The 24,596-nt window shown below is 28.5% G+C and carries 24 protein-coding genes and 2 pseudogenes; 12 read left to right on the top strand and 14 right to left on the bottom strand.

The window, feature by feature from the left end; all coding sequences use genetic code 11:
- The first annotated feature begins 22 nt into the window (after positions 1-22).
- The 4 genes from Q6H37_RS12975 to Q6H37_RS12960 all read left to right on the top strand — a co-directional run bounded on the left by Q6H37_RS12975 (position 23) and on the right by Q6H37_RS12960 (position 2,384).
- Positions 23-946 carry an NAD(P)/FAD-dependent oxidoreductase gene (locus Q6H37_RS12975; RefSeq protein ID WP_318743012.1) on the top strand — a complete coding sequence of 308 codons (924 nt, stop codon included), beginning with the start codon at positions 23-25 and terminating at the stop codon, positions 944-946.
- A 21-nt stretch (positions 947-967) separates the two neighbouring features.
- Entirely contained in the window at positions 968-1,195 is a 228-nt protein-coding gene (locus Q6H37_RS12970) for a glutaredoxin domain-containing protein (protein ID WP_007063702.1), read from the top strand.
- A 74-nt stretch (positions 1,196-1,269) separates the two neighbouring features.
- Complete coding sequence (locus Q6H37_RS12965; protein WP_318742333.1) at positions 1,270-1,707, top strand: MarR family transcriptional regulator; 438 nt, start codon at positions 1,270-1,272, stop codon at positions 1,705-1,707.
- A gap of 134 nt (positions 1,708-1,841) precedes the next feature.
- Positions 1,842-2,384, top strand: coding sequence for a histidine phosphatase family protein (locus Q6H37_RS12960; RefSeq protein WP_318742332.1), 543 nt, complete (start codon positions 1,842-1,844; stop codon positions 2,382-2,384).
- Between the two features lie 141 nt (positions 2,385-2,525).
- On the opposite strand, the gene Q6H37_RS12955 is transcribed toward Q6H37_RS12960, so the two are convergent.
- The 4 genes from Q6H37_RS12955 to Q6H37_RS12940 all read right to left on the bottom strand — a co-directional run bounded on the left by Q6H37_RS12955 (position 2,526) and on the right by Q6H37_RS12940 (position 6,184).
- A complete protein-coding gene (locus Q6H37_RS12955; RefSeq protein WP_318742331.1) occupies positions 2,526-4,400 on the bottom strand; it encodes a M56 family metallopeptidase in 1,875 nt (624 codons plus the stop codon).
- A gap of 3 nt (positions 4,401-4,403) precedes the next feature.
- Positions 4,404-4,766 carry a BlaI/MecI/CopY family transcriptional regulator gene (locus Q6H37_RS12950; RefSeq protein ID WP_318742330.1) on the bottom strand — a complete coding sequence of 121 codons (363 nt, stop codon included), beginning with the start codon at positions 4,764-4,766 and terminating at the stop codon, positions 4,404-4,406.
- Positions 4,767-4,968: 202 nt separating this feature from the next.
- Positions 4,969-5,457 (bottom strand): flavodoxin family protein, encoded by a 489-nt coding sequence (locus Q6H37_RS12945; RefSeq protein ID WP_318742329.1) that lies wholly within the window; start codon positions 5,455-5,457, stop codon positions 4,969-4,971.
- A gap of 25 nt (positions 5,458-5,482) precedes the next feature.
- On the bottom strand, positions 5,483-6,184 hold the full coding sequence (locus tag Q6H37_RS12940; protein ID WP_318742328.1) for a DUF3298 and DUF4163 domain-containing protein: 702 nt from the start codon (positions 6,182-6,184) through the stop codon (positions 5,483-5,485).
- Positions 6,185-6,869: 685 nt separating this feature from the next.
- Between Q6H37_RS12940 and Q6H37_RS12935 the strand changes: the two genes are divergently transcribed.
- On the top strand, positions 6,870-7,304 hold the full coding sequence (locus tag Q6H37_RS12935) for an AAA family ATPase (RefSeq protein ID WP_318742327.1): 435 nt from the start codon (positions 6,870-6,872) through the stop codon (positions 7,302-7,304).
- A gap of 129 nt (positions 7,305-7,433) precedes the next feature.
- On the opposite strand, the pseudogene Q6H37_RS12930 reads toward Q6H37_RS12935, so the two are convergent.
- A pseudogene (locus Q6H37_RS12930) lies at positions 7,434-8,242 on the bottom strand (DUF2935 domain-containing protein).
- Between the two features lie 95 nt (positions 8,243-8,337).
- Positions 8,338-8,799: an Lrp/AsnC family transcriptional regulator gene (locus tag Q6H37_RS12925; RefSeq protein ID WP_318742326.1), complete on the bottom strand. Its 462-nt coding sequence runs from the start codon at positions 8,797-8,799 to the stop codon at positions 8,338-8,340.
- A 137-nt stretch (positions 8,800-8,936) separates the two neighbouring features.
- Here Q6H37_RS12925 and Q6H37_RS12920 point away from each other — a divergent pair.
- From Q6H37_RS12920 to Q6H37_RS12900, 5 genes and pseudogenes are all read left to right on the top strand, one after another.
- A pseudogene (locus Q6H37_RS12920) lies at positions 8,937-9,779 on the top strand (aldo/keto reductase).
- A 223-nt stretch (positions 9,780-10,002) separates the two neighbouring features.
- Positions 10,003-10,365, top strand: coding sequence for a DUF2089 domain-containing protein (locus Q6H37_RS12915; RefSeq protein WP_318742325.1), 363 nt, complete (start codon positions 10,003-10,005; stop codon positions 10,363-10,365).
- Between the two features lie 93 nt (positions 10,366-10,458).
- Positions 10,459-10,848, top strand: coding sequence for an SHOCT-like domain-containing protein (locus Q6H37_RS12910; RefSeq protein WP_318742324.1), 390 nt, complete (start codon positions 10,459-10,461; stop codon positions 10,846-10,848).
- Between the two features lie 12 nt (positions 10,849-10,860).
- On the top strand, positions 10,861-11,112 hold the full coding sequence (locus Q6H37_RS12905; protein ID WP_007059623.1) for a hypothetical protein: 252 nt from the start codon (positions 10,861-10,863) through the stop codon (positions 11,110-11,112).
- A gap of 40 nt (positions 11,113-11,152) precedes the next feature.
- Positions 11,153-12,415 (top strand): MFS transporter, encoded by a 1,263-nt coding sequence (locus Q6H37_RS12900; RefSeq protein WP_318742323.1) that lies wholly within the window; start codon positions 11,153-11,155, stop codon positions 12,413-12,415.
- A 120-nt stretch (positions 12,416-12,535) separates the two neighbouring features.
- On the opposite strand, the gene Q6H37_RS12895 is transcribed toward Q6H37_RS12900, so the two are convergent.
- Together Q6H37_RS12895 and Q6H37_RS12890 are read right to left on the bottom strand one after the other, a co-directional pair.
- Positions 12,536-13,414: an amidohydrolase family protein gene (locus Q6H37_RS12895; protein WP_318742322.1), complete on the bottom strand. Its 879-nt coding sequence runs from the start codon at positions 13,412-13,414 to the stop codon at positions 12,536-12,538.
- Positions 13,415-13,431: 17 nt separating this feature from the next.
- Positions 13,432-14,724, bottom strand: a complete 1,293-nt coding sequence (locus Q6H37_RS12890; protein ID WP_318742321.1) for a S41 family peptidase — start codon at positions 14,722-14,724, stop codon at positions 13,432-13,434.
- 192 nt (positions 14,725-14,916) lie between these two features.
- On the opposite strand from Q6H37_RS12890, the gene Q6H37_RS12885 reads away from it, so the two are divergent.
- The gene (locus tag Q6H37_RS12885) at positions 14,917-16,203 is read left to right on the top strand and encodes a glycoside hydrolase family 18 protein (RefSeq protein ID WP_318742320.1); all 1,287 of its coding nucleotides are present in this window, start codon (positions 14,917-14,919) and stop codon (positions 16,201-16,203) included.
- A gap of 100 nt (positions 16,204-16,303) precedes the next feature.
- Here the strand turns inward: Q6H37_RS12885 and Q6H37_RS12880 are convergent, their stop codons facing one another.
- Complete coding sequence (locus tag Q6H37_RS12880; protein ID WP_318742319.1) at positions 16,304-16,651, bottom strand: helix-turn-helix domain-containing protein; 348 nt, start codon at positions 16,649-16,651, stop codon at positions 16,304-16,306.
- A 117-nt stretch (positions 16,652-16,768) separates the two neighbouring features.
- Here Q6H37_RS12880 and Q6H37_RS12875 point away from each other — a divergent pair, with 117 nt between their 5' ends.
- Positions 16,769-17,338 (top strand): flavin reductase family protein, encoded by a 570-nt coding sequence (locus Q6H37_RS12875; RefSeq protein ID WP_318742318.1) that lies wholly within the window; start codon positions 16,769-16,771, stop codon positions 17,336-17,338.
- 94 nt (positions 17,339-17,432) lie between these two features.
- On the opposite strand, the gene greA is transcribed toward Q6H37_RS12875, so the two are convergent.
- The 5 genes from greA to Q6H37_RS12850 form a co-directional block, all read right to left on the bottom strand.
- The gene (greA, locus tag Q6H37_RS12870; RefSeq protein ID WP_029161926.1) at positions 17,433-17,897 is read right to left on the bottom strand and encodes a transcription elongation factor GreA; all 465 of its coding nucleotides are present in this window, start codon (positions 17,895-17,897) and stop codon (positions 17,433-17,435) included.
- Positions 17,898-18,061: 164 nt separating this feature from the next.
- Positions 18,062-19,108 carry a PocR ligand-binding domain-containing protein gene (locus Q6H37_RS12865; RefSeq protein ID WP_318742317.1) on the bottom strand — a complete coding sequence of 349 codons (1,047 nt, stop codon included), beginning with the start codon at positions 19,106-19,108 and terminating at the stop codon, positions 18,062-18,064.
- 49 nt (positions 19,109-19,157) lie between these two features.
- Positions 19,158-20,876 carry a methyl-accepting chemotaxis protein gene (locus Q6H37_RS12860; RefSeq protein WP_318742316.1) on the bottom strand — a complete coding sequence of 573 codons (1,719 nt, stop codon included), beginning with the start codon at positions 20,874-20,876 and terminating at the stop codon, positions 19,158-19,160.
- 244 nt (positions 20,877-21,120) lie between these two features.
- On the bottom strand, positions 21,121-22,212 hold the full coding sequence (locus tag Q6H37_RS12855; protein WP_318742315.1) for an HD-GYP domain-containing protein: 1,092 nt from the start codon (positions 22,210-22,212) through the stop codon (positions 21,121-21,123).
- A 1-nt stretch (position 22,213) separates the two neighbouring features.
- Entirely contained in the window at positions 22,214-24,583 is a 2,370-nt protein-coding gene (locus Q6H37_RS12850) for a response regulator (protein WP_318742314.1), read from the bottom strand.
- Positions 24,584-24,596: the final 13 nt, after the last annotated feature.

Raw genomic sequence — 24,596 nt, 5'->3', positions numbered from 1 at the left:
TTAAAAGGCCGGTGATAAAATGATTAAAAAAGAAAAAAAATTAGACCTTTTAATAATAGGTTCAGGACCAGCAGGACTAACAGCAGCTATTTATGCAGCAAGACTTAAACTTAAAACTTTAATCCTTGAAGATGAATTAGTGGGTGGGCAAATAAAAGATGCATATACAGTTGAAAATTATCCTGGCTTTATTTCCATAAGTGGATCAGAATTAATTGATAAAATTCAAAATCAAGCTATAAACTGTGGTGTGGAAATAGATGAATTTGATAAAATAGTATCTGTAAAACTTACAAATAGTGAAAAAGTTATTGAAACTAAAAGCTATATATATAAGCCTAAAGCAGTAATAATAGCAGCCGGAGCTAAAAAAAGAGAATTACCAATACCTGAAGAAGAAAAATTCCATGGAAAAGGAATTCATTACTGTGAACTATGCGATGGCCATTTATATGAAGGCAAACATATTGCAGTTGTAGGTGGTGGAAATTCAGCACTTCAAGCCGCTAACTTTTTATCTAAATATGCAAAAAAAATAACATTAATCCATAAACGAAATTACCTACGGGCAGATAAAAAAAATCAACAAGAATTGTTTGATAACAAAAAAGTAGAAATCCTATGGAATTCCAAAATACAACATGCAATTGGAGATAATAAATTAGAAGCTGTTCTTATTGAAAATGAAAAAGAAACTTACAAATTAGACTTAGATGGTATCTTTGTATATATAGGAGTAGCTCCTAGAACTGATTTGTATAAAGATTATTTGAATCTTAATAGCTCTGGCAACATTCAAGCAGGTGAAACTTGCGAAACTAATATAAAAGGTGTTTTTGCAGCTGGTGATGTGCGAACTAAGCCTTTTAGACAATTGACAACAGCTGTAAGTGATGGAACAACAGCCGCATTAATGGCAGAAAAATATATAAAAAATGAGTATTAATTTTAAAAATGAGGTGATTTTATGGTAAAAGTATATTCAATGCCTGATTGTCCTTGGTGTAAAAAAGCAAAAGCTTATCTTAACACTAAAGGAATAGATTATATAGATATAAATGTTGAAAAAGATATAGCTGGAAGGAAGGAATTGCTTGAAATATCAAAGGAACAAAATATACCAACAATAAATATAAATGGTAATATAATTGTGGGATTTGATAAAGATAAAATAGATGAATACTTAAATTTGTAAACTTCTTGATAATGATGTAAAATATTATAGAAAATATTTTACATCATTATTAATTTGCAAGGTTGTGATAATATATGAATTATGAATCATTGAAATTGGATAACCAATTATGTTTTGCACTATATGCTTGTGCTAAAGAAGTAACTAGAATTTATAAACCATTTCTTGATAAGTTTAGTATAACTTATACTCAATATATTACTTTGCTAGTACTTTGGGAACAGGATAACTTAACTGTAAAAGAGCTTGGAAAAAAGCTTCACCTGGATTCTGGCACACTTACGCCTTTATTAAAGAAGCTTGAAAGTATGAAATTATTAAAAAGAATAAGAGATACTCATGATGAAAGAAATGTATATATTAAATTAACCGATAAAGGTTTAAATATGCGAAACGAGGCCTTGGAAATACCTAAAAAAGTGTTTTGCAGTACAGGTCTTTCTATAGAAGAAGCCTCAGATTTAAAGGATAAGCTAAAAAACTTATTAAATAGTTTAGATGAAAAAGCATAGGATTCTATTCTTTATTTAGAATCCTATGCTTTTATTATACTTTAAATATTTTTAGTTAATAGTTAATTATGAATAGTATTTTTAATTCTGCAAATTATATAAATTGAAATATTTATATAGAATGGGGAATTAACATGAAAATAGGACTTGTAAGACACTTTAAAGTAGATTTAAAAAGAAGTTCCTTTATGTCATCGAAAATGTATAATGAGTACATGAATAAATATGAAGAAACAAGAGTTATTCCTAATGAATTAGTTATAGATAAGAACTGGGATAAATGCTACTGCAGTAGTATGCAAAGAGCTATTACCACTGCAAAAACTATATATCATGGCGACATAATAGTAACAAATAAACTAGTAGAAATATCCTTTACAGCCAGAATAAATACCAAGCTTCCACTCCCTTACTATTTTTGGACTTTTATAAATAGAATTGCTTGGTTTAGAAATCACATTTCACAACCTGAAGGCAGAACAAAAACTTTAAAAAGACTTAATGAAATAGTTGATGAAATATTAGAGCAAAAAGATAAAAATATCCTAATTGTAAGTCATGCTGGAGCATTATATGAAATAAGAAAAATACTTAGAAGAAAAGGATTTAAAGGACATAACTTTATAAAAGCTAGAAATGGCAAGTTATATGTTATGGAAAATGACTCTCTTAGTTAATTTAATAGTATTAATCTTCCACCCTCAACTATTATAATTTAAACGACTTTAGCCCAGTATATCTTAGAACTTTAGTCGTTTAAATTAGTTTTTGTTACTGACAATATATACTTTGACAAACCACAATCAAGAATTGTACTCCTATGTTAATGGAACTATTTTACCTGAGATTTCTTTTATTGATATACCTGTTTGAGCATTTACTTTTAGATGTTTAACTAAATTATCTCTATTTAATTTAATTATATCCTTATTATCCCTGCCATATTTTAAAATTTTATCTGAAAGGCCTTTTATTTTCTTTCCTGTCACAGGCATAGTACAAAATTTCTTAATTGATGGCGCACACTCATCACCATCCTCTGCTTGTTCATATTTATCCAATTTATAACTACCATCTGTATTTTTAACATAAGTAATTGCAGACGGACTTATACTACCGCATTGTTCATACAAGGTTTTTCCGTAAAACTGATAAGTTGCAGCATAAGTTGTAACAAATATTTTCAGCTTATTTTCCTCCTCATAACTTCCATGAATATGAGGTGCTACAATAAGAAAAGTTAAGTCATTTCTTATATTTTGATTTTTTTCTATTTCAGTTTTATATACCAATTTTTCAATAAGATCTGTACCATTATAAGAATAATAAGGTGTTACATTTTTTTCTACTATTTGAAGCTTGGAATACCACTGTGTAGGCAGTAAATTTGTATCCTGTACATTATTTCTTTTTCCCAATAAATCTTTACAAAGTCTCATCACAATTTGTCCACGCAAATCATTTTCAACATTTCCCTTTCGGAATTGTAATAACATGTAACCTAATGCATCATCTCCATTTTTTAATATATTTTCATACTCAGTACTATGAGCTGAAATATACTTCTCTGGATTAGAAGAAATACTAGGTGATGATAAAATAATTTTTAAATTTTCCTCCACTAAAAGGGATGATTTTTTTAAATTTTCAGACGGAAAACCTTTGGAGTTTAAGTTTTCTGCCTTCGCATATTTTTCATTTTCTAAAAGGACTGCTTCAGAGTTAACCTTCTTACTAATTGGATTAGAAATAAGTGCTATACCTATAACAATACTTACAATTACTCCTAAAGCTAAAACCCAAAAAGCTGGCTGCTTATATTTCAATATATTTTTTATACGATTTTTGGTATTATTCTCTCCAAAAGCAAGCGGACTTCCAACTGCAAGCTTTCTACCCACTGACATAGACAAAAGAGATCTGCTGTAATCTTTTTTTATGCTGCTTCCAAATTCTTTAATTACCTTTTCATCACAAGACATTTCCATATCATTACTCATAAGTATAAAGCTCATCCATACAAGTGGATTAAACCAATGAATGCACAAAAGCAAAAAAGCAAAAAGTTTTATAATATAATCAAATCGTTTTATATGAATTTGTTCATGTTTTAAAATATATTTCTTTTCCTCTTCTAGTAAGCCTATTGGCAAATAAATTTTAGGCTTTATAATTCCAAGAACAAATGGAGTTTTAATTTTTTCACACTCAAAAACATCATCATTAACTAACATGGCACAGCTAACTTTCTTTTTTAGCATTATATAAGATATACTGCCATAACTAACCATAATAAGAATACCTAAAAACCATATTATTGAAAGTACAAGTAAAACCATATCTATTGAATTTATTACAGTACTAACTGACGATGAAATAGCAGACTTATCAAGTATTACATTAACTCCACTTATACTTGCCTGTACTTTAGGTTGTGCTACATTGCCTACATTTAAAGGAATGTATTGTATTTTTTTAGGAGTATCAAAAATAGGTTTTAAAAAACTAATTGCAGAAGAAAAAGAAAAAGGACTCATTAATCGAAACATTACCACTATCCAAAGACTATAGGAAAATATCTTTGGAGCTTTTTTCAAAAACAACCTTGCAATCACAACAAATAAAATAACACAGCTGGCAGTTATGTTCATATTAAGCACTGTGAAAAACAAGTTTTGTACATAATGATCCATGTATTACTCCTCCTCATAATTGTCTATAAGTTTTTTCAAGTAATCTGCATCAGCTTTAGATAATTTTTTATCACTCATAAAGCTTGTAATGAACTTAGGTAGTGACCCGCCAAAATTTTTTTCTAAGAATTGTTCGCTTTCAAATTTTTGTATTTGTTCCCTCTTTACAACAGAAGTGACAATTGAATTTTTATTCTGTAATATTTCTTTCTGGCATAATTTTTTCAGAACTGTATATGTTGTAGACTTTTTCCATCCAAGCTTTTCGCTGCAAAGCTCTACAAGCTTTCCTGACCCTAAAGGCTCATTTTCCCAAACAATACTTGCAAAACGATATTCACTTTCGCAAAGATTAAATTTATCCATAGCAACCTCCTTGGTCTATAATAATAGACCAACTTATTAATAATAGTCTATCATTATAGACCCGTTATGTCAATTAAATGAAAATAACTGTAAATGAAGTAATTTTCAATTTCATTTACAGTTGATTTTATTTTTTAATATTTAATTATCATTTCATAATATACATGTTTTTTACTATTAATACTTCTATATAAAATTAGATTTATAATTTATTCATTATATTTTTAGCCCATTTTTCTGCTCTACTTTTATTTAATTCTTTATCATTTTTTAATGGTTCCTTAAAACCTATTTCCCCTACTACTGTACTTTTAGCTAAATGTTTTCTAAAATTACCAAAGATTTTTCCACTTTGTCCTCCATAACAACAAAATAATGCTACTTTTTTATTTTCTATTTTATTTTTAGAAAAAAGCGTATTAAAAGCAGGTGTGAAAGTTCCTGCCCATACAGGAGAACCTAAAAAAATCATATCATAATCTTCAATACTTTTTTCTAAAGTTTTCAACTTTGGACATTCTTTAAAAATAACTTGCTTTCCACCAAGCACAAATTTTAAAAAACCTTTACTTGGTATATCCTTTTCAGGTTTAAGTTCTAATATATCCCCATTAACACATTTTGCTACAGCTTCTGCAATAAACCTCGTATTACCTTCTAAGGAATAATAAACAATAAGTGTTCTCATCATATCATCCCTTTCTATAAATGATGGATTAATATAGTATTTTAGATATAGGACCCATTGGACCTATTATATTTCTTATTTTACTATATGGAATTTCTATTTTAAATAAACCATAAGCATAAGGTGTATATTCATAAACTTGATAATATAATACTAAACTACTGTTGGTTAAATAATATTGTTGGTCTCTGGTTATCCCATTGTACTTATTTATCAGTAAAATATTATTTTCTTTAATATACTTTTGTGCTAATTCATTGAGAATAGGAATATAATACATTTTAGGATTAAACAAGTCACTAAAACTATAAACCTCACCATTCTCTACATTAACTGTTATGGATGAATATAAAGTGAATCCATGGGCTGCTCTTCTTTCATAAACATACAAAGCAAAAAGTATACTTAAAATACCATTTCTATTTAAAGTTACTTCATAAGTTCCCAGTACCTCTTCAAAATCTATAACTTCAGGACGTAATACTTGAATACCAAAAAGTTTATCTACTTCGTCTGCAATTATATTATTAACTTTTGTTATACTCTTCTTAGAATCTGGATTCTCAATTACTGGATATGAAATTTTAAATTTAGGAGGCATTAAGTTTTGAGTTTTCAAATTTATAGCTTTTCTAAAATTTCTATAATTATGAGTGCTATTTTTATAAGTCAAAACATCTTTTTCATAAAATAAATTGTTACAATTGTCAGGATAACTAAAATAAAACATTCTTAACTCCTTTAAAAAATACATTTTATAATATATTTATTCTTTATAGTTAAATATATACTATGTATTGCCTTCGTATAGTTTTTAATAATACTATTATGACTTTACGCTTAAAATCTGCAAACAGACATATTAATAGCTATTTTAATACTATATATGTACTAAAAATTAGTGATAACTATGAAATTTTATATTGACATAAAAAAAGTAGATGATATAATACATATAAATAGAATTTATACCAATAATCTATAGAATTCATCTATAGTAAAAATATTTAGGGGGATAAAGTTATGAAAAATATCATTGGAAAGGGAATAAGCGGAAAATACTATTTTTATTTTAGCTGGGGTTACTTTTATTTTAGCGCTGGTTATTTTTTCTGCAAAAAAATATTTATTCCAATTTTCAATGAGTTTAATAAGTCAAAATTTATCTCGTATAAGAAACCTTTATACGTATAAGATTATAAATTTGATTTACGCAATAAGGCTCATTAGAGCCTTATTTTTTTTACTTAATTTTATGTAAAACACATCATATTTAATATATAATTAAGAACCTCTATAGCGCGCAAGAAGTTTTTGATTATATATTTAATAGTAAACCATTGACACCAAATCATAAATTTCGTTTCACTGCTTAAGAATTAAATAAAATTTATTTATAAAGGAGAGATATTGTAATGGGAGAATTAAATAAAAATATAATTTTAATAGGTATGCCTGGTTCTGAAAAAACTACTATAGGTAAAATTTTGTCTGAAAAGCTTGGATTCAAATTTATTGATACAAATGAAGGCACAGATAAATCTTCATCTAAACTTACAAATGCTTCAGGTGGACAATATTCTATAATTTCCACTGAAGTAGACGCATTAAAAAAATGTTTTTCTATAAAAGAAAATGGAGTTGTAATTTTCATAGATAAACCCGTAGAAAAAATCATAAAAGATGAAGAAGTCCTTAATAATAGAACTCTTTTGGAAGCTGAAATTCATAATCTTAAAGAACATTTTCATGAAAAATACAAAAGCTACAAAAATTGTTGTGATTTACATTTAATTAATAATAATAATATTAATGAAATTGTATATTATATTTGTTCTCTTTGGAGCTAGTACAATATTTAAAGAAAAAAAGTTACTACAAGGTATGATAAAACTATACCTTGTAGTAACTTCTAAATTAATAATCCCATGCATTAACTTTACACTGCTTTATATTAATTCTTGTTCTATTTTGAAAATCTAGTATTCTATTCTTGGTCTTGTAGGATCACATTTAGGTTCTTTTACATCGGAATACATTGAAAGCTTTGTAAGGTAATAACATTCTTCTCTTGACATATGGTCAGCTGCTAAAGGCTGAAGTGTACCAAGTACTTTTTTTCTACTATTTCTTCTTTTAATTCATCTAAAAAGTCTTTAAAACAAGTCATTATTTTGTCTGCGTTATGATTAAGTTTTCTAAGTGCAGGAAAATCAAAAATACCAGTTCTTGTATATCCATTGTATTCCATACTCTTTGAGTACAAATTATCAAATTCCTTAGAATATTCCCTACTCTTCTTAATTAATTCTTTTTCTGTACTATCAAGATTACTAGCTATAGTTGAAGCATGACCTGATCCGTCAAGCAGCCACAAAATATGAAGATGAATGACCCCCACATTAGCTATTTGACCTCTTATTAACGCATTTAAAATTAATATATACTCATCCAACTCGTTAAGCATATGATTAATAAAGGTAGGTGGCAAGGACATGGCAATTTTACCTGTAATATGTTTATTAAGTATATGAAGCTTGAATTTTCTGATTTTTATTGCTGCATTATATGCTTGTTGATTAAGCTTAGGAAAATCAGGTCTGGACAATGGCTCTCTAGATTTTTTCAACAAATTATCAAATAAGTTTATAAATTCCTGTGCCTGCTTAATAAGAGCTTCTTCCTTTGGAGAAAGTGAATTCAAAATAAAACGAGAATGGTCTCCTAAAATCTGAAGCCAAAATTGATTTTCAAATAATGCCACTTCTTCAATACTACTAAATTTCAAATGTATCCTCCAACACAATTATTTCACTAACTATATAATATGTTTATATTTAAAATATGTTACTAAATTTTATATAAAAATTCTCATACTTATACTCAATCTTCAAAAAACGGAAAAAACTTTCCCACACTTTTATTTATAGGCACTTCTGAAAATATAATATTAGTAGATGTAGTAGCATCTAGTGTTGAAACCTCATCAACAAACTTTTCAATTTCTAAAATGGATTTAGTACTTAATTTCACAAGTATACAAGAATGTCCTGCTATCCTATAACAAAAAATTACGCGTGGGTGATTATAAATGAATTCTTTGAACTTATCAAATTTACTGTTTTTAAGATCAATTTGAATTATACATTGTATAGACATATCTAAAGCTTTCTCATTTATCTTTATAGTATACCCTTCTATCACTCCACTATCTTCCAACTTTCTTATCCTCTCTGTTACAGATGGAGGTGATAAATTAATTCTTTTTGATAATTCTCTTATAGATAAACGGCTATCTTTTTGAAGTTCCATTAAAATTTTAATATCTGTATTGTCCATTTTCATATGATATAAATTTCCTTTCATTTCATTTCATTTGAAATATATTTATTAATAAATAGCATTAAATATTAAGTTAATTTTACCATTTATATATTATAATATAGTTAATTTCAATTATCAAATTCGAAAGGATGATTAAAGTGAAGAACATTAAAAGTTATACAATTTTGAACAATGGAGTAAAAATGCCATGGCTTGGCTTTGGTACCTACAAAGCTAATGATAAAAATAGCATTGTTGAAGTTGTAAAGGAAGCATTAAAAATTGGATACAGACATATAGACACAGCTTCTTTCTATAATACTGAAGAAGGCGTAGGAATTGCAATAAAAGAAAGTAAAATTTCTAGAGAAGAAATATTTTTAGTAAGTAAGGTCTGGAACTCAGATCAAGGTTATGAAAAAACTCTTCAGGCTTTTCAAACTACTATTAAAAAGATTGGAACCAATTATCTTGATTTATATTTAATTCACTGGCCTCAACCTTTAAGTAAAGAAACTTGGAAAGCTTTAGAGAAGCTCTATAAATAAGGTTATATTAAAGCTATAGGTGTAAGCAATTTCACAACTGAACAATTAGGCGAATTATTTCAAAGCATTGAAATACTACCTATGGTAAACCAAGTTGAATTCCACCCTTATCTTGTTCAAAATGATTTAGTAGAATTTTGCAAAAAACATAACATCCAATTAGAAGCTTGGTCACCTTTAATTCGTGGAAAAATCTTTGAAATTCCACTTTTAAAGGAGCTTTCAAATAAATATAAAAAAACAATTTCTCAAATTGTACTAAGATGGGATTTGCAAATAGGTATTGTTACCATTCCTAAATCAACTAGTCCATCAAGAATAAAAGAAAATGCAGACATATTTGATTTTGAAATAAGTAAAGAAGATATTGATAAAATAAAAAAACTAAATATTAATTTTAGAATGGGAATGGACCCCTATAAGGTTTTTGAAGGACAAATAATTAAAGATTAATATATTTCAATTACTTGCCAAGCTGCAACACAACCTAAACTTAAAGCATCAAATTAAAAATCTTAACTTATAGCTTAACAATATTAATTTAAAGCTTTAAAATATAAATTAATAACTTAATAATATTAAAATATAAGCAAATTAATATTAATTTTTTTAATTTTAATATTGATTTATTTAATTTAAAGTGATATATTATAAACAGAGGAAAGGAAGTGATAATTTGGCATATAAGATTATTAGTAAATGCCCTGTTTGTTCTTCTAAGCTTTTCATTTCAAAACTAAAATGCTCTAAATGCAATACTGTAATTGAAAATGATTTTGAAATGTCAAAGTTTGAATATCTTTCAGGAGAACAACTGAAATTTATAGAGGTATTTTTAAAAAACAGAGGAAATATAAAAGATGTTGAAAAGGAGCTTGGCATCTCCTATCCAACCGTAAGAGCAAAATTAGATGAAGTTATAACTGCTCTTGGATACAAGGTAGCAAAGGAACCTTCAGTAGATAAAAAGAAAATAGTAGATATGCTGGATAAAGGAGAAATAACTCCAGATCAAGCAATAAAAATGCTAAATGAATAATATGTTAATTAAAAGCAGCTTTATTATTTATGAAAGTATAAAAATAAGTAAATATATAAAAAAATTTAAAGATTACAAAAAGGAGATTTTAAAATGAATGAAGAAATATCAAAAATATTAAAAATGGTAGAAGAAGGTAAAATAACTTCTGAAAAGGCAGGACAGCTTATTGAATCACTTAATCCTAAGAATACATCCATTGAGACCTTTCAAAGTACTTCAAATGATGAAGATATTATGAATAAAATGCTAAAAATAAAGGTTACCTCTCATGACGGAGACGATGTAAATGTTAATCTTCCAATTAAGTTTATAAAAACCATGTTAAAAACTATAGGTAAAATACCAATAACTGATAATATTAAAGGAATGGAAAATTTAGATTTAAATCTTATTTCAGATGCAATAGATAATAACCTTTCTGGAAAAATAGTAGATGTTAAAAGTGCAAATGGCGATTTAGTAGAAGTTAGTATAGAATAGAGAGGATATATTATGAAAATATATATTAAATCGGGTAAAATGGGATTTACAATACCTGTTCCTAATGTACTTTTAAAATTTGGAATTTCAATTGTAGATGCCCCATTTATTCAAAAACATATATCTGAAAAAGATAAAAAGTATGTAAATATGATTAACTGGAAGGAACTTTCAAGTTCTATTGACATCTTAAGAGAATACAAAGGCTTAAAAATTGTAGATGTACACTCTAAAGATGGAAGCCATGTTACCATAACTTTATAAATAAATTTAAAAGAGTAATTTTAATATATAAGGAGACAAAATGAAACTTGAAAAAAATTTATCATTTTATATGTTGGGAAGATTTATATCCTATATTGGAACTGGAATACAGCAAATAGCAATGCCACTTTATATATTGGATATAACTCATTCCGCAATTATGATGGGAATGTTTTCTGCTCTTAATTTATTACCTAATGTAATTACATTACCCTTTGCAGGTATTTTAGGTGATAGAAAAAACAGAAAAAACATCATGATAATAACCGATATTGTAAGAGGAGTTTTAATATTAACTTTAGGTTTTTTAGCCTCTTGGAACAGCTTGAATATTTATATACTGTTTTTAATGCAAATATTTATTTCTATTATGGATAGTATCTTTTCAGCATCATCTACAGCAATTCTTCCAGAACTTATAAAAGAAGAAGAACTTATGAAAGCTATGTCCCTGAGAGGCAGTAGTGATGCAATTTCCATGATTATAGGTCCTTCTCTTGGAGGTATAATCTATGGACTTTGGGGAATAAAAACAGTATTTTATTTAAATGGTTTATCTTTTATGTTATCAGCAGTTTCTTCAATTATCATAGTTTATAAGAACCTAAATGTAAAAAAAGAAAAGATAACTTTAAAATCATTTTTCATAGAAAATGCCAGTGTAGTTAGCTTTATAACGAAAAATAAAGCTTTAACCCAGCTCTTCCTATTCTGCTTATTAATTAATTTTCTTGTTGCACCATTCTTTGATATAGTATTTCCCTATGTATTAAAAAAGTGTGTAGGTTTTAATTCACAGCAATATGGTTATTTAATTTCATGTTTTACTGTTGGAATACTTCTTGGAAACATAGCCATAGGTATTTACTTAAAAAACTTTAGTACAAAAATAGTAATAAAGGTTGCAATTTTACTTCAAGCAGCTATGCTTTTCATTCTTACATTTTCAGTATATCCAAATTCCATAAACTATCTTGGTGGACATGATCTTAAATTATTTATAATACTAGCAATAGTAATATTGCTATGTGGATTATTCAATTCAGGAATAAACACACCTATGAATGTAAATCTTCAAAAAATGGTGCCAAATGAAATGAGAGCAAGGTTCTTTGCTATACTTGGTGTATTCTGTCAAGGAGCTGTTCCTTTTGGATCATTAATTTATGGATTTGTACTTGGCAAATTTGCTTATCAATATGTACTTCTCATTGTAACCGTAATATTTCTTGCTGCTTGCTTTATTTTTATCCTGAAAGCAGTTGCAGAAGTTTATGAACCACAAATATTACACCAAATATAGTTTTTACATTAAATTGTGACGTCCTTATTCACTGACTAGCCATTTTAATACTTCAGCTTATCAAATCCTAATATTGGACGTCTATATCCCTGAATAGCAATTTTTTTAAATAAAACATCTCTATAATTTAAGTGCAGCTGAACCATTTTCTAAACACATTTTTAATACTGTGTTTTTACTAAATCCAATATTCTGAAAGTGATTTATTTCATCAAAAATACCAGCAACCTGAGGCACAGCATATGCACCAGCATCACTTCCAAGTGCAATTTTAACACCCATTTCATAAGCTTTTAATACATTTTCAACCTGCATGGTATATACTTTTCTTATTATGTTCATCTTATCTTTAAAATTACTATCATTTCTTTTAAGTATATTCCCCAGCGGAGAAAGAGTAGGTACCCATACTATCTCTTTCTCTGCCATCTCATATATCTCCTTATCTGAAATAAGGAATCCATGTTCTATGGTATTAACTCCTGCCTTTATAGCCTGAGATACCCCCTGTTTACCATTAGCATGCACCATAATTGGAACTCCATATTCCTTTGCACTTTTCACCATATATTCCAGTTCATCATATGAAAATGCCACATCTCCCACATCACCAAATTTATCAAAATTAACTATTCCAGTTACTATAATTTTAAGATGATCTAATTTATTTTCTTTTAATATATGAAATTCTCTTTTAAAATCTTCTATTCCATCAACAGCTCTTCCTAAAAATGATCCATAATGGCCTTTTTTGCAAATTGCAAATATAGGTGTTCTGTATATTATTCCTTCCTCTTTTGCAATTTTCCGTGCTAAACATGAAACAAATATTCCATCTCCTCCATCCCTTAAAGCACATACATCTTTCTTTTTATATTCCCTCAAAATTTCAGTAAGCCATTGCCTTTGCAATTCAATTGGAGAATTACTCCACTGACTTTTTTTAAACAAATTATTATGCGCAATATGTATATGCGAATCAATTATCAACAAAATCACCTTCTTAACTATATCTATTATTTAACATTACTTTTATCTAAAACATAATCCAAGAAATCATATTTCCCATTAAAGTATGAAGAAGCTTTAAGAGGAATGTTAACATCAGGGTATATAGAATCCGTTTCCTTATCAGTGGTTTTAAAATAATTACTAGAATAATATATATTTACATTTGTATTTGATAAATGTATTACCTTTACTTCACCAAAATGATTGGGTTTACCTCCTGTAGGTTCACCAATAAGTATTGCTTTCGTGCTATTCCTCAAATCCATAGAATTTAATATTGCAGAAGAAAATGTCTTTCTTCCCACTATAACAAACAAATTTCCTTTTTTATTAATATTATTCCTTTTCTTTATTTCATCTAAAAAATTATCAAAAAGCTTAGAATTCCCACCACCATTATCACTAAAATCTATAACTAAAGTTTTAACTTTTTTGCTATCAATGGTATTAAAAACATCCTTTGTAAATTGTGAAAAAGAATAATTAGGCATATTGGAACAACTATTATACTTTACATAAAGCAAATTACTGTTTTCAATATAATCAAACCAATAATTTTTATCCTGCTTTTGCTTTGAAATTGGAAGCCTCTTACTGTAATCAGTATTATCTGATAAAAACTTTACATTTTTGTAATCTGATTTTTTCAAAGGTTGTACATTTACACTGTTTGGATAACCTTCAAAATTTAAAACTATATTATCTTCTTTAGTTATTCCCGCAATTTTAAGCACTTCCACAGATCTTAATAAACTACAAAATTGGCTCTTTATAATAGCTTTATTATCTTTAGATATAAAAGGATCAATTTTTTCTTGAACTTGTGCCATAGAATATCCATTAACCGAAGTTAATTTTTTTCCCCATAACTCTTTGTATTCAATGGACGAATCAACTACATAAATTCCATCATCAAATTGAAAAAAACTTACTGGATACGATGAATCTCCTTGAATGTCAACTGTTGTATGACTATCATTTATAGAACTTATTATTTTTGCAAGCTCACCCTTAATTTCCATATCATTATATTTATTAACTTTTCCAATAAGTGAATCCATTTGATTATAAAATTCAGTTTTACTCTTGGAAAAAAATAAATTTTTATGTTTTTTAGGTAGTTCTTTTTTTACAAATTTTAAGTCTGATGTCCACTTTTCATTTCTATTTGAATTATTAAGTGCAGGTGAACTAGTGATTCTATTAAACATAGCATTATAAAAATAAATACCTGCTGCTGCAGCTATAACTATTATACCTGTTACTATAAAAATCAAACTTTTCTTTTTTAATTTCATGATATATAATTCCCTTCTTTAAAATTATTATAATTGATTCTAGGTTATATTTACCATTTAATTATAGTATCTTTAACTTTAAGATACAAATAGATGTTTTAACAATTTCATATTACTATCTTTTTCATAGTACATTTCCCTTTTCTATACCATATAATGATATTGTATAAGTTTTATAAGGAGAAGTATACTATGCAAATCCACGTTGTTCAAGCAGGACAATCTATATTTGATATTGCCCGATTATACAACTCTACAGTTTCAGCAATTGTAGGTTCCAATGAAGTGCCAAATCCTAACCAATTAGTTGTAGGACAGACGCTAGTGATACCTATAATTGGAAGTTATTATTGGGTTCAACCAGGAGATAGCCTATATAGCATTGCACGCAGCTTTGGTATCAATTACCGAAGGCTTGCACAGGTTAATGGAATTTCACCTGGTACACCTCTAAAAGTTGGATTAAGATTGTACATCCCACCACGTCCTAAAAGAAATGCAGAAATAAATGCATATGTTGAACCAATAGGAGGAAAAGTTGACCCTGAATTAGAGCAGTCAGCTCGAAGTGCAGCACCATTTCTCACATATCTGGCACCATTCAGCTTCCGTATTCAACGAAATGGAACTTTGGATCCACCTCCTCTAAATAATTTTGCAGCCATAGCTAAAGCAAATAATGCAAGCTTAATAATGGTAGTTACTAATATTGAGGAAGGAAAATTCAGTGCAGAACTTGGAAGAATTATTTTAACAAACACAGAAATACAAAATCGTTTGCTTAATAACATCATTGCACTTGCAAAACAATATAATTTTAGAGACATACACTTTGATATGGAATTTTTACCTCCTGAACTGCGAGAAAACTATAACAGCTTTTTAAGAAAGGCAAAAGCAAGATTATCTTCTGAAGGATTATTAATGTCAACAGCTCTTGCTCCAAAAACCAGTGCTACTCAAGTAGGCGCTTGGTATGAAGCTCATGATTATAAAGCTCATGGACAAATTTCAGATTTTGTTGTAATAATGACTTATGAATGGGGTTACAGTGGTGGTCCGCCAATGGCTGTATCGCCAATAGGTCCTGTGAGAAATGTTCTAGAATATGCTCTAACTGAAATACCTGCTTCTAAAATTATGATGGGCCAAAATTTATATGGATATGATTGGACATTGCCTTTTGTGCCTGGAGGAAAATTCGCAAAAGCAGTTAGTCCTCAACAGGCTATTGAGCTTGCTGCTAAGTATAATGTGCCAATTAAATATGACTATAAAGCACAAGCTCCTCATTTCAACTATACAGATGAGGCTAGAAGGCAGCATGAAGTATGGTTCGAAGATGCAAGATCAATTCAAGCAAAATTTAATCTTGTAAAAGAATTAGGTTTACGAGGTGTAAGCTACTGGAAATTAGGTCTTTCTTTCCCTCAAAATTGGCTGCTTATAGAAAATAATTTTAATGTAGCAAAACGCTAGATAATACTATTTCTGATATTACCCAAACATAATACTTTCATTAGTATTTTGTTTGGGTAATTTAGAAACATGTTAATTATTTCCTGGAAAATATTTCTCATTAACACTTTTTCTGTGAATTTTGTTGAATATGTAAATGTTCTTCTCCCCATTGTCTTATAGACGTCATAATAGGCTTCAAACTCTTACCATTTTCAGTTAAAGAATACTCTACCTTAGGTGGAATTTGATTATATGATTTTCTACTAATAATATTACAGTTTTCAAATTTTTTCAGTTGTTGTATCAACACTTTTTCAGTAATATTAGGCACCTTTTTTCTTATTTCTCCAAATCTTAAAGGCCCATCTTGTAATACCCATAAAATCCACATGCTCCATTTCCCACTGATTAAATCAATTGTAAAATCGATAGGACATGTATATATTTTTTCTTTCATATCTACCATAAATATTCTCCTTTACACATACCTTTTGCATAGTATTATACTAAAAAGTAGGTACTTGTGCAATTTATAGTATTAGTTTAAATTTATACTATAAATTGAAGGAGAGGTAAGCTCATTATGAATAAAATTAAACTAGGAAATAAAAATCACCTTTACCCAAATCCTGTAATACTTGTTGGAGTTAATGTTAATGGAAATCCAAATTATTTAAATGTTTCCTATGCAGGAATAGCTAATAGGGTTCCTTCCATGATTTCAATATCACTTAATAAATCTCACTACAGCTGTAATGGCATTAAAGAAAACATGACCTTTAGTATTAATATTCCCTCTTTAGACATGCTAGAAATTACAGATTATTGTGGCATTGTATCTGGAGCAGATGTTGATAAATCAAAACTTTTTAACACCTTTTATGGAAGTCTTAAAAATGCACCTATGATAGAAGAATGTCCTATAAATATAGAATGTAAGGTTATTCACAAAATGGATTTAGAAGGAAGTAATATGCTTTTAATTGGAAAAGTAATAGAAACATATTCTGATGAAAAATATCTTACAAATGGAATTCCTGATATAAATAAGGTAAATCCAATTTTACTATCTATATACGAATTTAATTATTATAGTCTAGGGAAAAAAGTAGGTAAAGCTTGGAGCATAGGGAAAAATATTAAGGTAATTTAATGAAAAAGCACTATACTAGTATTCAATTTTTTTAATACTAGCAAAGTGCTTCAAATCATACCTACACAAAAATTAGAGTCCATTAAACATAAGTTTATAATATTTCTAATATTTCCACTGTATAATTTTCACTTGGAGCGTTAACTTCAACTATATCTCCAGCTTTTTTGCTCATTAACGCTTTACCTAAATCTGATTCTACACTTATGAGCATATTTTCTGGATCTGCATCTACAGTAGTTACTAATGATACAACTTCTTCATCTTCATCCTCTACAAATTTAATTTTAAATTTACTATTGACTCCTATAACTGACTTATCTTGGCTCTTATCATCTACTACAATTGCAGTTGAAATCATGGTTAATAAATATTGAATTCTATTATCGTTTTCTCTATAGTTTGCACAAGCTTCCTTATATTCTGCATTTTCTGACCTATCACCATGTGCAGCAGCTACTAATTTTTCTTTTGCTATCTGAGCTCTTTTTACAGTCATTCTATAGTCTAGTTCTTCCTTTAATTTATCGATATTTTCTTGTGTTAGTATATTCTTCATATGAGAATAACCCTCCCTGACATATATTATGTTAATATTATATAATATATAGAAAAAAATTCAAATTAATTTATTCAATATTATTATAAAAAATAGCATTCACATAAAACTTTAATTTTCATGCAAATGCTGCCTTTATTTAACCCATTATTATTTTGTTCTCTTTAATTATTAGAATTTGTTAATCTATTTAACGTATCAGTAAATTCTGCAATTTGCTGTAAACTTGCAGTAACCTCTTCAATTGCAGCAGATTGTTGCTCTGTATTTTCCAATGTAGAATTGGACGATTCTATAGTTTTATCAACTGAACTCTCTATCTTACTTGTAAGATCTGATATTTTTAAAGCTGTTTCCTTAGAGTTTTGTGATAAACTTCTTATTTCAGTTGCAACAACTCCAAAACCTCTTCCAACTTCTCCTGCTCTAGCTGCTTCTATAGCTGCATTTAATCCAAGCATTTTTGTTTGATCCGCTATGCTTTTTATTGAATCAAGTATTGCATTAATCTCTGTTGATATATTTTTTACATTAACTATTTCTTCACTTAAAGTATGTTGATTATTAGTTACATTAACTGAAGATGCCGATAATTCTTCCATAGTAGATGAAATCTGACTAAAATTTTCTGAAAGCACTTGAGACATATTTCTAATCTTTAATTCTTCATAACCTATTTTTGATAAGGCATTAGAAATAATATATAATACTTCTGCAGCTGCTCTTATACTTCTTTCACTAGTAACTTTTATTTTATTTACTGCTTCCACATATCCATTTTCATTAACACCTAATTCTCTTGCAGTTTCCCTATATCTTGCTTCTTCAGGACTAGAACTCAATATTTGTCCACCTAAAATTGTTCCAATTTGTCTGCCTTCTATTAATATAGGAGCAGCAAAATCAATTAATCCTGCGTGACAAGTATAAACATATGGTCTTCCTGTTCTTGCAGCTTCTTCTCCACCTCTTTTATGACATTCATCACATTTGTCCGTACCTACCTTAGTGGACTGAGTAAATTTCATACAAAAATCTGTATAAAAACTTGGTCTAGTTACTGGCCTTCCATTAATATCCACTGTTATACTGGCAATATCCATACTTTCTGCAAAATTATCTTGAAATTTTTGAAGCAATTCAATATCGATAACATCCTTTATCTCTATTAAATTTAAATCAATATCATTACTACTAACTATTTTTGACATATTAATTCCTCCAAAATATAATAAATTTTATTTTTTAATTTAATACCAACTAAATTTGGAATTTTTCAATTAAATCTGATAGATTAGACGTTTCTTTCATAGTTTTTTCAGAATCATTTTTAACTATCTCTGACTTATTTGAAATTTCACAAGCTGTTTCTGCTATATTTTGTGTTCCTTCAGCAGCTTCATTACTTGCAACTGTTATTCCATTAATTACTTGTACCATACTCTCCATTGAAGCATGTAATTCTTCAGATGTAGAACTAAAATCTGTTACTAGTTTTTCCATAAATACAGCATCATTACTGTACTGCTCTGCTGTTTCAGCTAATGTTTCATAATCTTTAATAACATTACTTTCTATAAATTCTAGTATATTTTTTGAATTATTACTTAGATTGTCCACAGATAAAACAACACCTTTAATTACCCGTTGTATTTCATTAACTGCCTCTTCTGATGTTTCTGCCAATTTTCTTATTTCTTCTGCAACTACAGCAAAACCCTTGCCTGATTCCCCTGCTCTTGCAGCTTCTATAGCAGCATTCAACGCTAACAAATTAGTTTGAGATGCTATAGCTAGAATAGATTCAGATAGAACTGAAATCTTTTCTACTGCTTTTGCTTGATCAATGGATTCAGATAATTTCACCTCACTATCTTTATAAATTGATAATGTATTATCTTTAGATGTCATTGCTCTTCCTTTTAAATCCTCCGCTCTGTTTTTTATTTCACTAACTGCATTTGAACCTTTTTCAGCTTCAGTAGCAATATTCTCTACAGCTTTCTCTATTTCTAAAGCAGTAGCATTCATTTCTTCTGCTGATGTTGAAGTTTCCTGCATAGCAGCAGCTAATTGTTCTGTTATTGCAGATATTTCCATAACACCATTATTTAATTCCTCCATACTCTTATCAATTCCATTTACATTACTTACAGTTGAATTAGAACTATTCATTACACTTGCTACCAGTTCTCTTACAGAATTTTGCATTTCATCAACAGCTCTAGCAATTTCTCCAGTTTCATCTTTTAACATTAACAGATCCTTTGGAATATTAACACTGAAGTCTCCATTTGCCACATTATCCAAATGTTTACTGGTAACTTTAAGTGCTTTTGAAATTTTCAAAGCTATAATATAACTCAAAACAAAAGAAACTACTAGTAAAATTACAAATATTGATATAAGCATTACTAATGATATTTTATAATTTTTATCATTTTGTGTCTTTATTTCATCAGCCAGCTTAACATTGTGATTAATTAAATCTTCAAAACCTTGTAAATACTTTTGGGATAAATCAATATTTTTATAAAGTAATATTGCTGCTTCTTTTGAATTTCCACTGTTCACAAGCTCTATAGCTTTACTTCTTACTTCTCTAAAATCATTTAAATTCTTCTCTATCATTGACAATGTGCTTAACTCATAGGAATCCAATTTTAATGCTTTATAAGATTTTAATGATTCGTTATTTTTTTTAGCATTTTCATCAATTTCAGAAATTTGTTTATTTGTAAATTCTTTATTATCACTATAACTTATGATATATAAAATATCTGCTTCGTTATTCTTAGCTGTTAAATTGCAAGTATCCAAATATTCTATTGCTTTCATTTTATTATCATACATGTTTTTCATATCACTATTTGATTTGTTCAAAAAGTAAATACCGCTTCCTCCAACGATACACATGAAAATACAACATATAAAGGATAAAAATAATATTTTCTTTAAAATAGATAACTTTTTTAACATATTTGACTTCACCTTTCTCAGCAGCTTAATAGATTTCTATATTTATTATATCAACACGCACTGACCATATTCTGACCAGCTTCTATGTTTTACTACAAAATACAATATATAACTTCACAAATCGCAAATTACATAAATAATGTTTCTAAACAATATCTGTAAAAAACAAACAGTTCAGAAACATAAGAAATAACTAGTACACTATGTGAGATACTACACATTTAAAATTAATTTAAAGCATGTGCTATTCCTCAAAATTATTATATTTATATGCAATCTTGCGAAATTCTTCCTGAACATTTATAAAAGCATCAACAATTTCTGGATCAAAATGCTGTAACCTACCTTGAACAATGATTTCCACCACCTTTTCGTGTGGGAAAGCAGACTTATAAAGTCGTTTACTAGCAAATGCATCATATACATCAGCTACAGCCATAATTCTTCCAGACAAAGGAATTTCTTTTCCTATGAGGCCGTCAGGATAACCACTTCCATCCCATTTTTCTTGATGAGAACGTGCAAGTTCTATTGCACATTTCAAAAAAGAGTTATCATCAAACTTCTCAGCAACTTTTACTAAAAAGTCATATCCTAAAACAGTATGTTTCTTCATTTCGTTAAACTCCTCATCAGTGAGCTTTCCATTTTTAAGTAAAATATCATCTCTTATACCTATCTTACCTATATCATGAAGAGGAGCTGATTTATATATGCTCTCTATAACATTATCATTCAAAATATTCTTGAAATTCTGTTTTTTTCTAAGCTCTTCACATAATATTTTTACATAATTTTTGGTACGCTTAATATGTGCTCCAGTTTCAGGATCACGATATTCTGCCAAACAAGCCATAGCTTCAATAATTGCTTCCTGTATAAGGCTAATTTTCTTTGTTCTTTCTATTACTTTTTCCTCAAGAATTTCATTTTGCCTTAATAATTCATTTTGAGCAAGTCTTAAGCATAGGTGAGTATTAACCCTAGCCTTTATCTCAAGAATTTCAAAAGGCTTTGTGATATAATCCACTGCTCCTAATTCAAATGCTTTTGCCTTACTGTTTATATCTGTCATTGCAGTTAAAAATATAATAGGAATTTTTGCAGTGATTTTATTTTCTTTAATCCTACTACATACTTCATAACCATCCATACCAGACATCATAATATCCAATAAAATGATATCAGGTACTTCCTCATCTATATTTTCAAAAGCAGATTCTCCATCCATAGCAACAGATATATCATATTCATCTCCAAGGGCTTCTACAAGAATATCTATATCAGCTTCTGTATCATCTACAATAAGCACCTTACATTCAATGTACTTCTTCATATCATTTCATCTCCTTTAAATTTGTAATTAGTAGTTTTAGTATTTTCATTGCATCCTTAAACTTATATTTTGAAATGAATTTTTGGAGATCTATAGCTTGTGTTTGAACTTGATAAGGCCATATTAATTTTTTATATTCTTTCATAACTTCAGCACACTTTTTAGGTTTTCGTGTTTCCACAAAGGGCTCAAGTTCATTTAAAAATTTTAATAACTCTTCCTTTTCAGAAATAGTTCCTACAACCTGCGGTATAATCTCCTCTTCTGGCAGCGCATTTTCTAAGTATTCTATCATTTTTGCAAGCATTACATTTGTTTCTTTTGTTATAGGATTTAATATATCATAGGAAGCATGTTCTTTAATAGCTGCTTCTAAGACAGCTGCTTTCTCTTGAATAACAATAGCCCCAATACTACCAGATAATCCTTTTAAAGTATGAACAAGCCGCTCTGCAGAATACCAATCTCCTTTAGATAGCATCTTTTCCATTTGTACGAAAGTATCTTTTTGTCCTGATATGTATTTTCTAAGCAAATTAATATAGAACTTTTTCTTACCAAGCACTCTTCTCAATCCTAATTCTGAATCTAACCCCGGTATGTTAAATTCCAATTTATCACATGATGATTTAATTAACTTGATTTTCTCTTGCTTTAACAAATCCTTCTTTAATTCAAATCCATCATATGGTAACTTAATCAATGATTGATGAACCTGTTCCTCTTTTGATTTTTTAGGAGGTATCCATTTGAGAAGCGCTGAAAATAATTGATTAGGATTAATTGGCTTTGCAATATAATCATTCATTCCTGCTTGCATACATTTTTCTCTATCTTCTAACATAGCATTTGCTGTCATTGCAACAATAGGCAATAATGCATATTTAGAATTTTTCCTAATTTCTTTTGCAGCAGTTACTCCATCCATTACAGGCATTTGCATGTCCATAAGTACAATATCATAATGTGCTTGACCAAGTTTCTCAATAGCAATTTCTCCATTTCCCGCAATATCGATTAAAAATCCACCATGCTTCAGCAATTCTACCGCAACCTGTTGATTTAACTCATTATCTTCCACTAACAATATATGTGCCCCAGATATAGACTCAAGATGTTTTTCACTGGTATTAATAGAATGGTACTCTACACCTTCTCTTTCTACTAACTTATTTATGCTAAGCTTTGCAGTAAACCAAAAAGTGCTTCCTTTTCCTACTTCAGTTTCCACTCCTACTTCCCCATCCATTAAATCTACCAGCTGCTTAGAGATAACAAGTCCCAATCCTGTACCTCCATATTTTCTAGTAATAGAAGTATCTGCCTGTTGAAAAGGCTGAAAAAGCTTATTTTTCTGCTCTTCTGTCATACCAATACCTGTATCCTGAACTTCAAATTTCACTATGCAATTATTTCCAAACTCTTTTTTATTTCTAATCCGTACAATAATTTGTCCATTTTCTGTGAATTTAACTGCATTATTTGTATAATTTATTAAAACTTGACCAATCCTTAATGGGTCTCCTCTTAAACTATTTGGCAATTCAGTATCAAGATCAAATATTAATTTAAGTCCTTTAGAGGAACATTTTTCACCAATAAGTGTTGCTAAATTTTCCAGTACTTCATCTAACTTAAAATCTATTCTTTCAATTTCAAGTTTACCTGCTTCTATCTTTGAGAAATCCAATATATCATTAATAATTCCCAATAAATGTTCACTAGATGCCTGTATCTTATGAATATAATCTTTTTGTTTTGGATTAAGATCTGTTTTTTCAATTAAATAAGTCATTCCCATAATAGCATTCATTGGAGTTCGGATTTCATGACTCATATTAGCAAGAAAGTCAGCCTTAACCTGAGCAGCTTCTTCCGCAATATTTTTTGCTTTCTTTAATCCTTCTGCATAAGTAATTAGCTCATTATTCTTTTTTTCTAGTTCATTCATAAGTTCTTCTCTTGACAACATTGATAATTCTTTTCTCATTTTTTCAATAAAATCATGCGTCAAAGAAAAACTTAAATGACTTAAATAAGAAAATGCCTCCACAATTAATGAACCATCTTGTGAATTTTCTAAATGAAATTCATCAAAAAAATCTTTTCCAAAGAGGTAGTTTCCATGATTTGAAATTGAAATAAACTTAAATAGAAGTGATTTTTGATTATCCATATCAGCAATAAAAATTGAAATGAATATATCATTATCCTTAATATAACCTATACGGCATATTTGTGATATTGCAGTTTCAATTCTTACAGCCTTAATTTCATTAAATTCTAGCAACATAATAATCCTTCGAATTTTTTTTCTAACTTCTATTATAGAATCTTTACTATTAATCTTAAGTATACCTAATTGAATCATGTTCCTTTACCTC

The organism is Clostridium sp. JS66, assembly GCF_033561535.1.
Classification (GTDB): domain Bacteria; phylum Bacillota; class Clostridia; order Clostridiales; family Clostridiaceae; genus Clostridium_AM; species Clostridium_AM carboxidivorans.
Note: the sequence above shows the minus strand (reverse complement) of the source record. Positions and strands in the feature narration are given on the sequence as shown.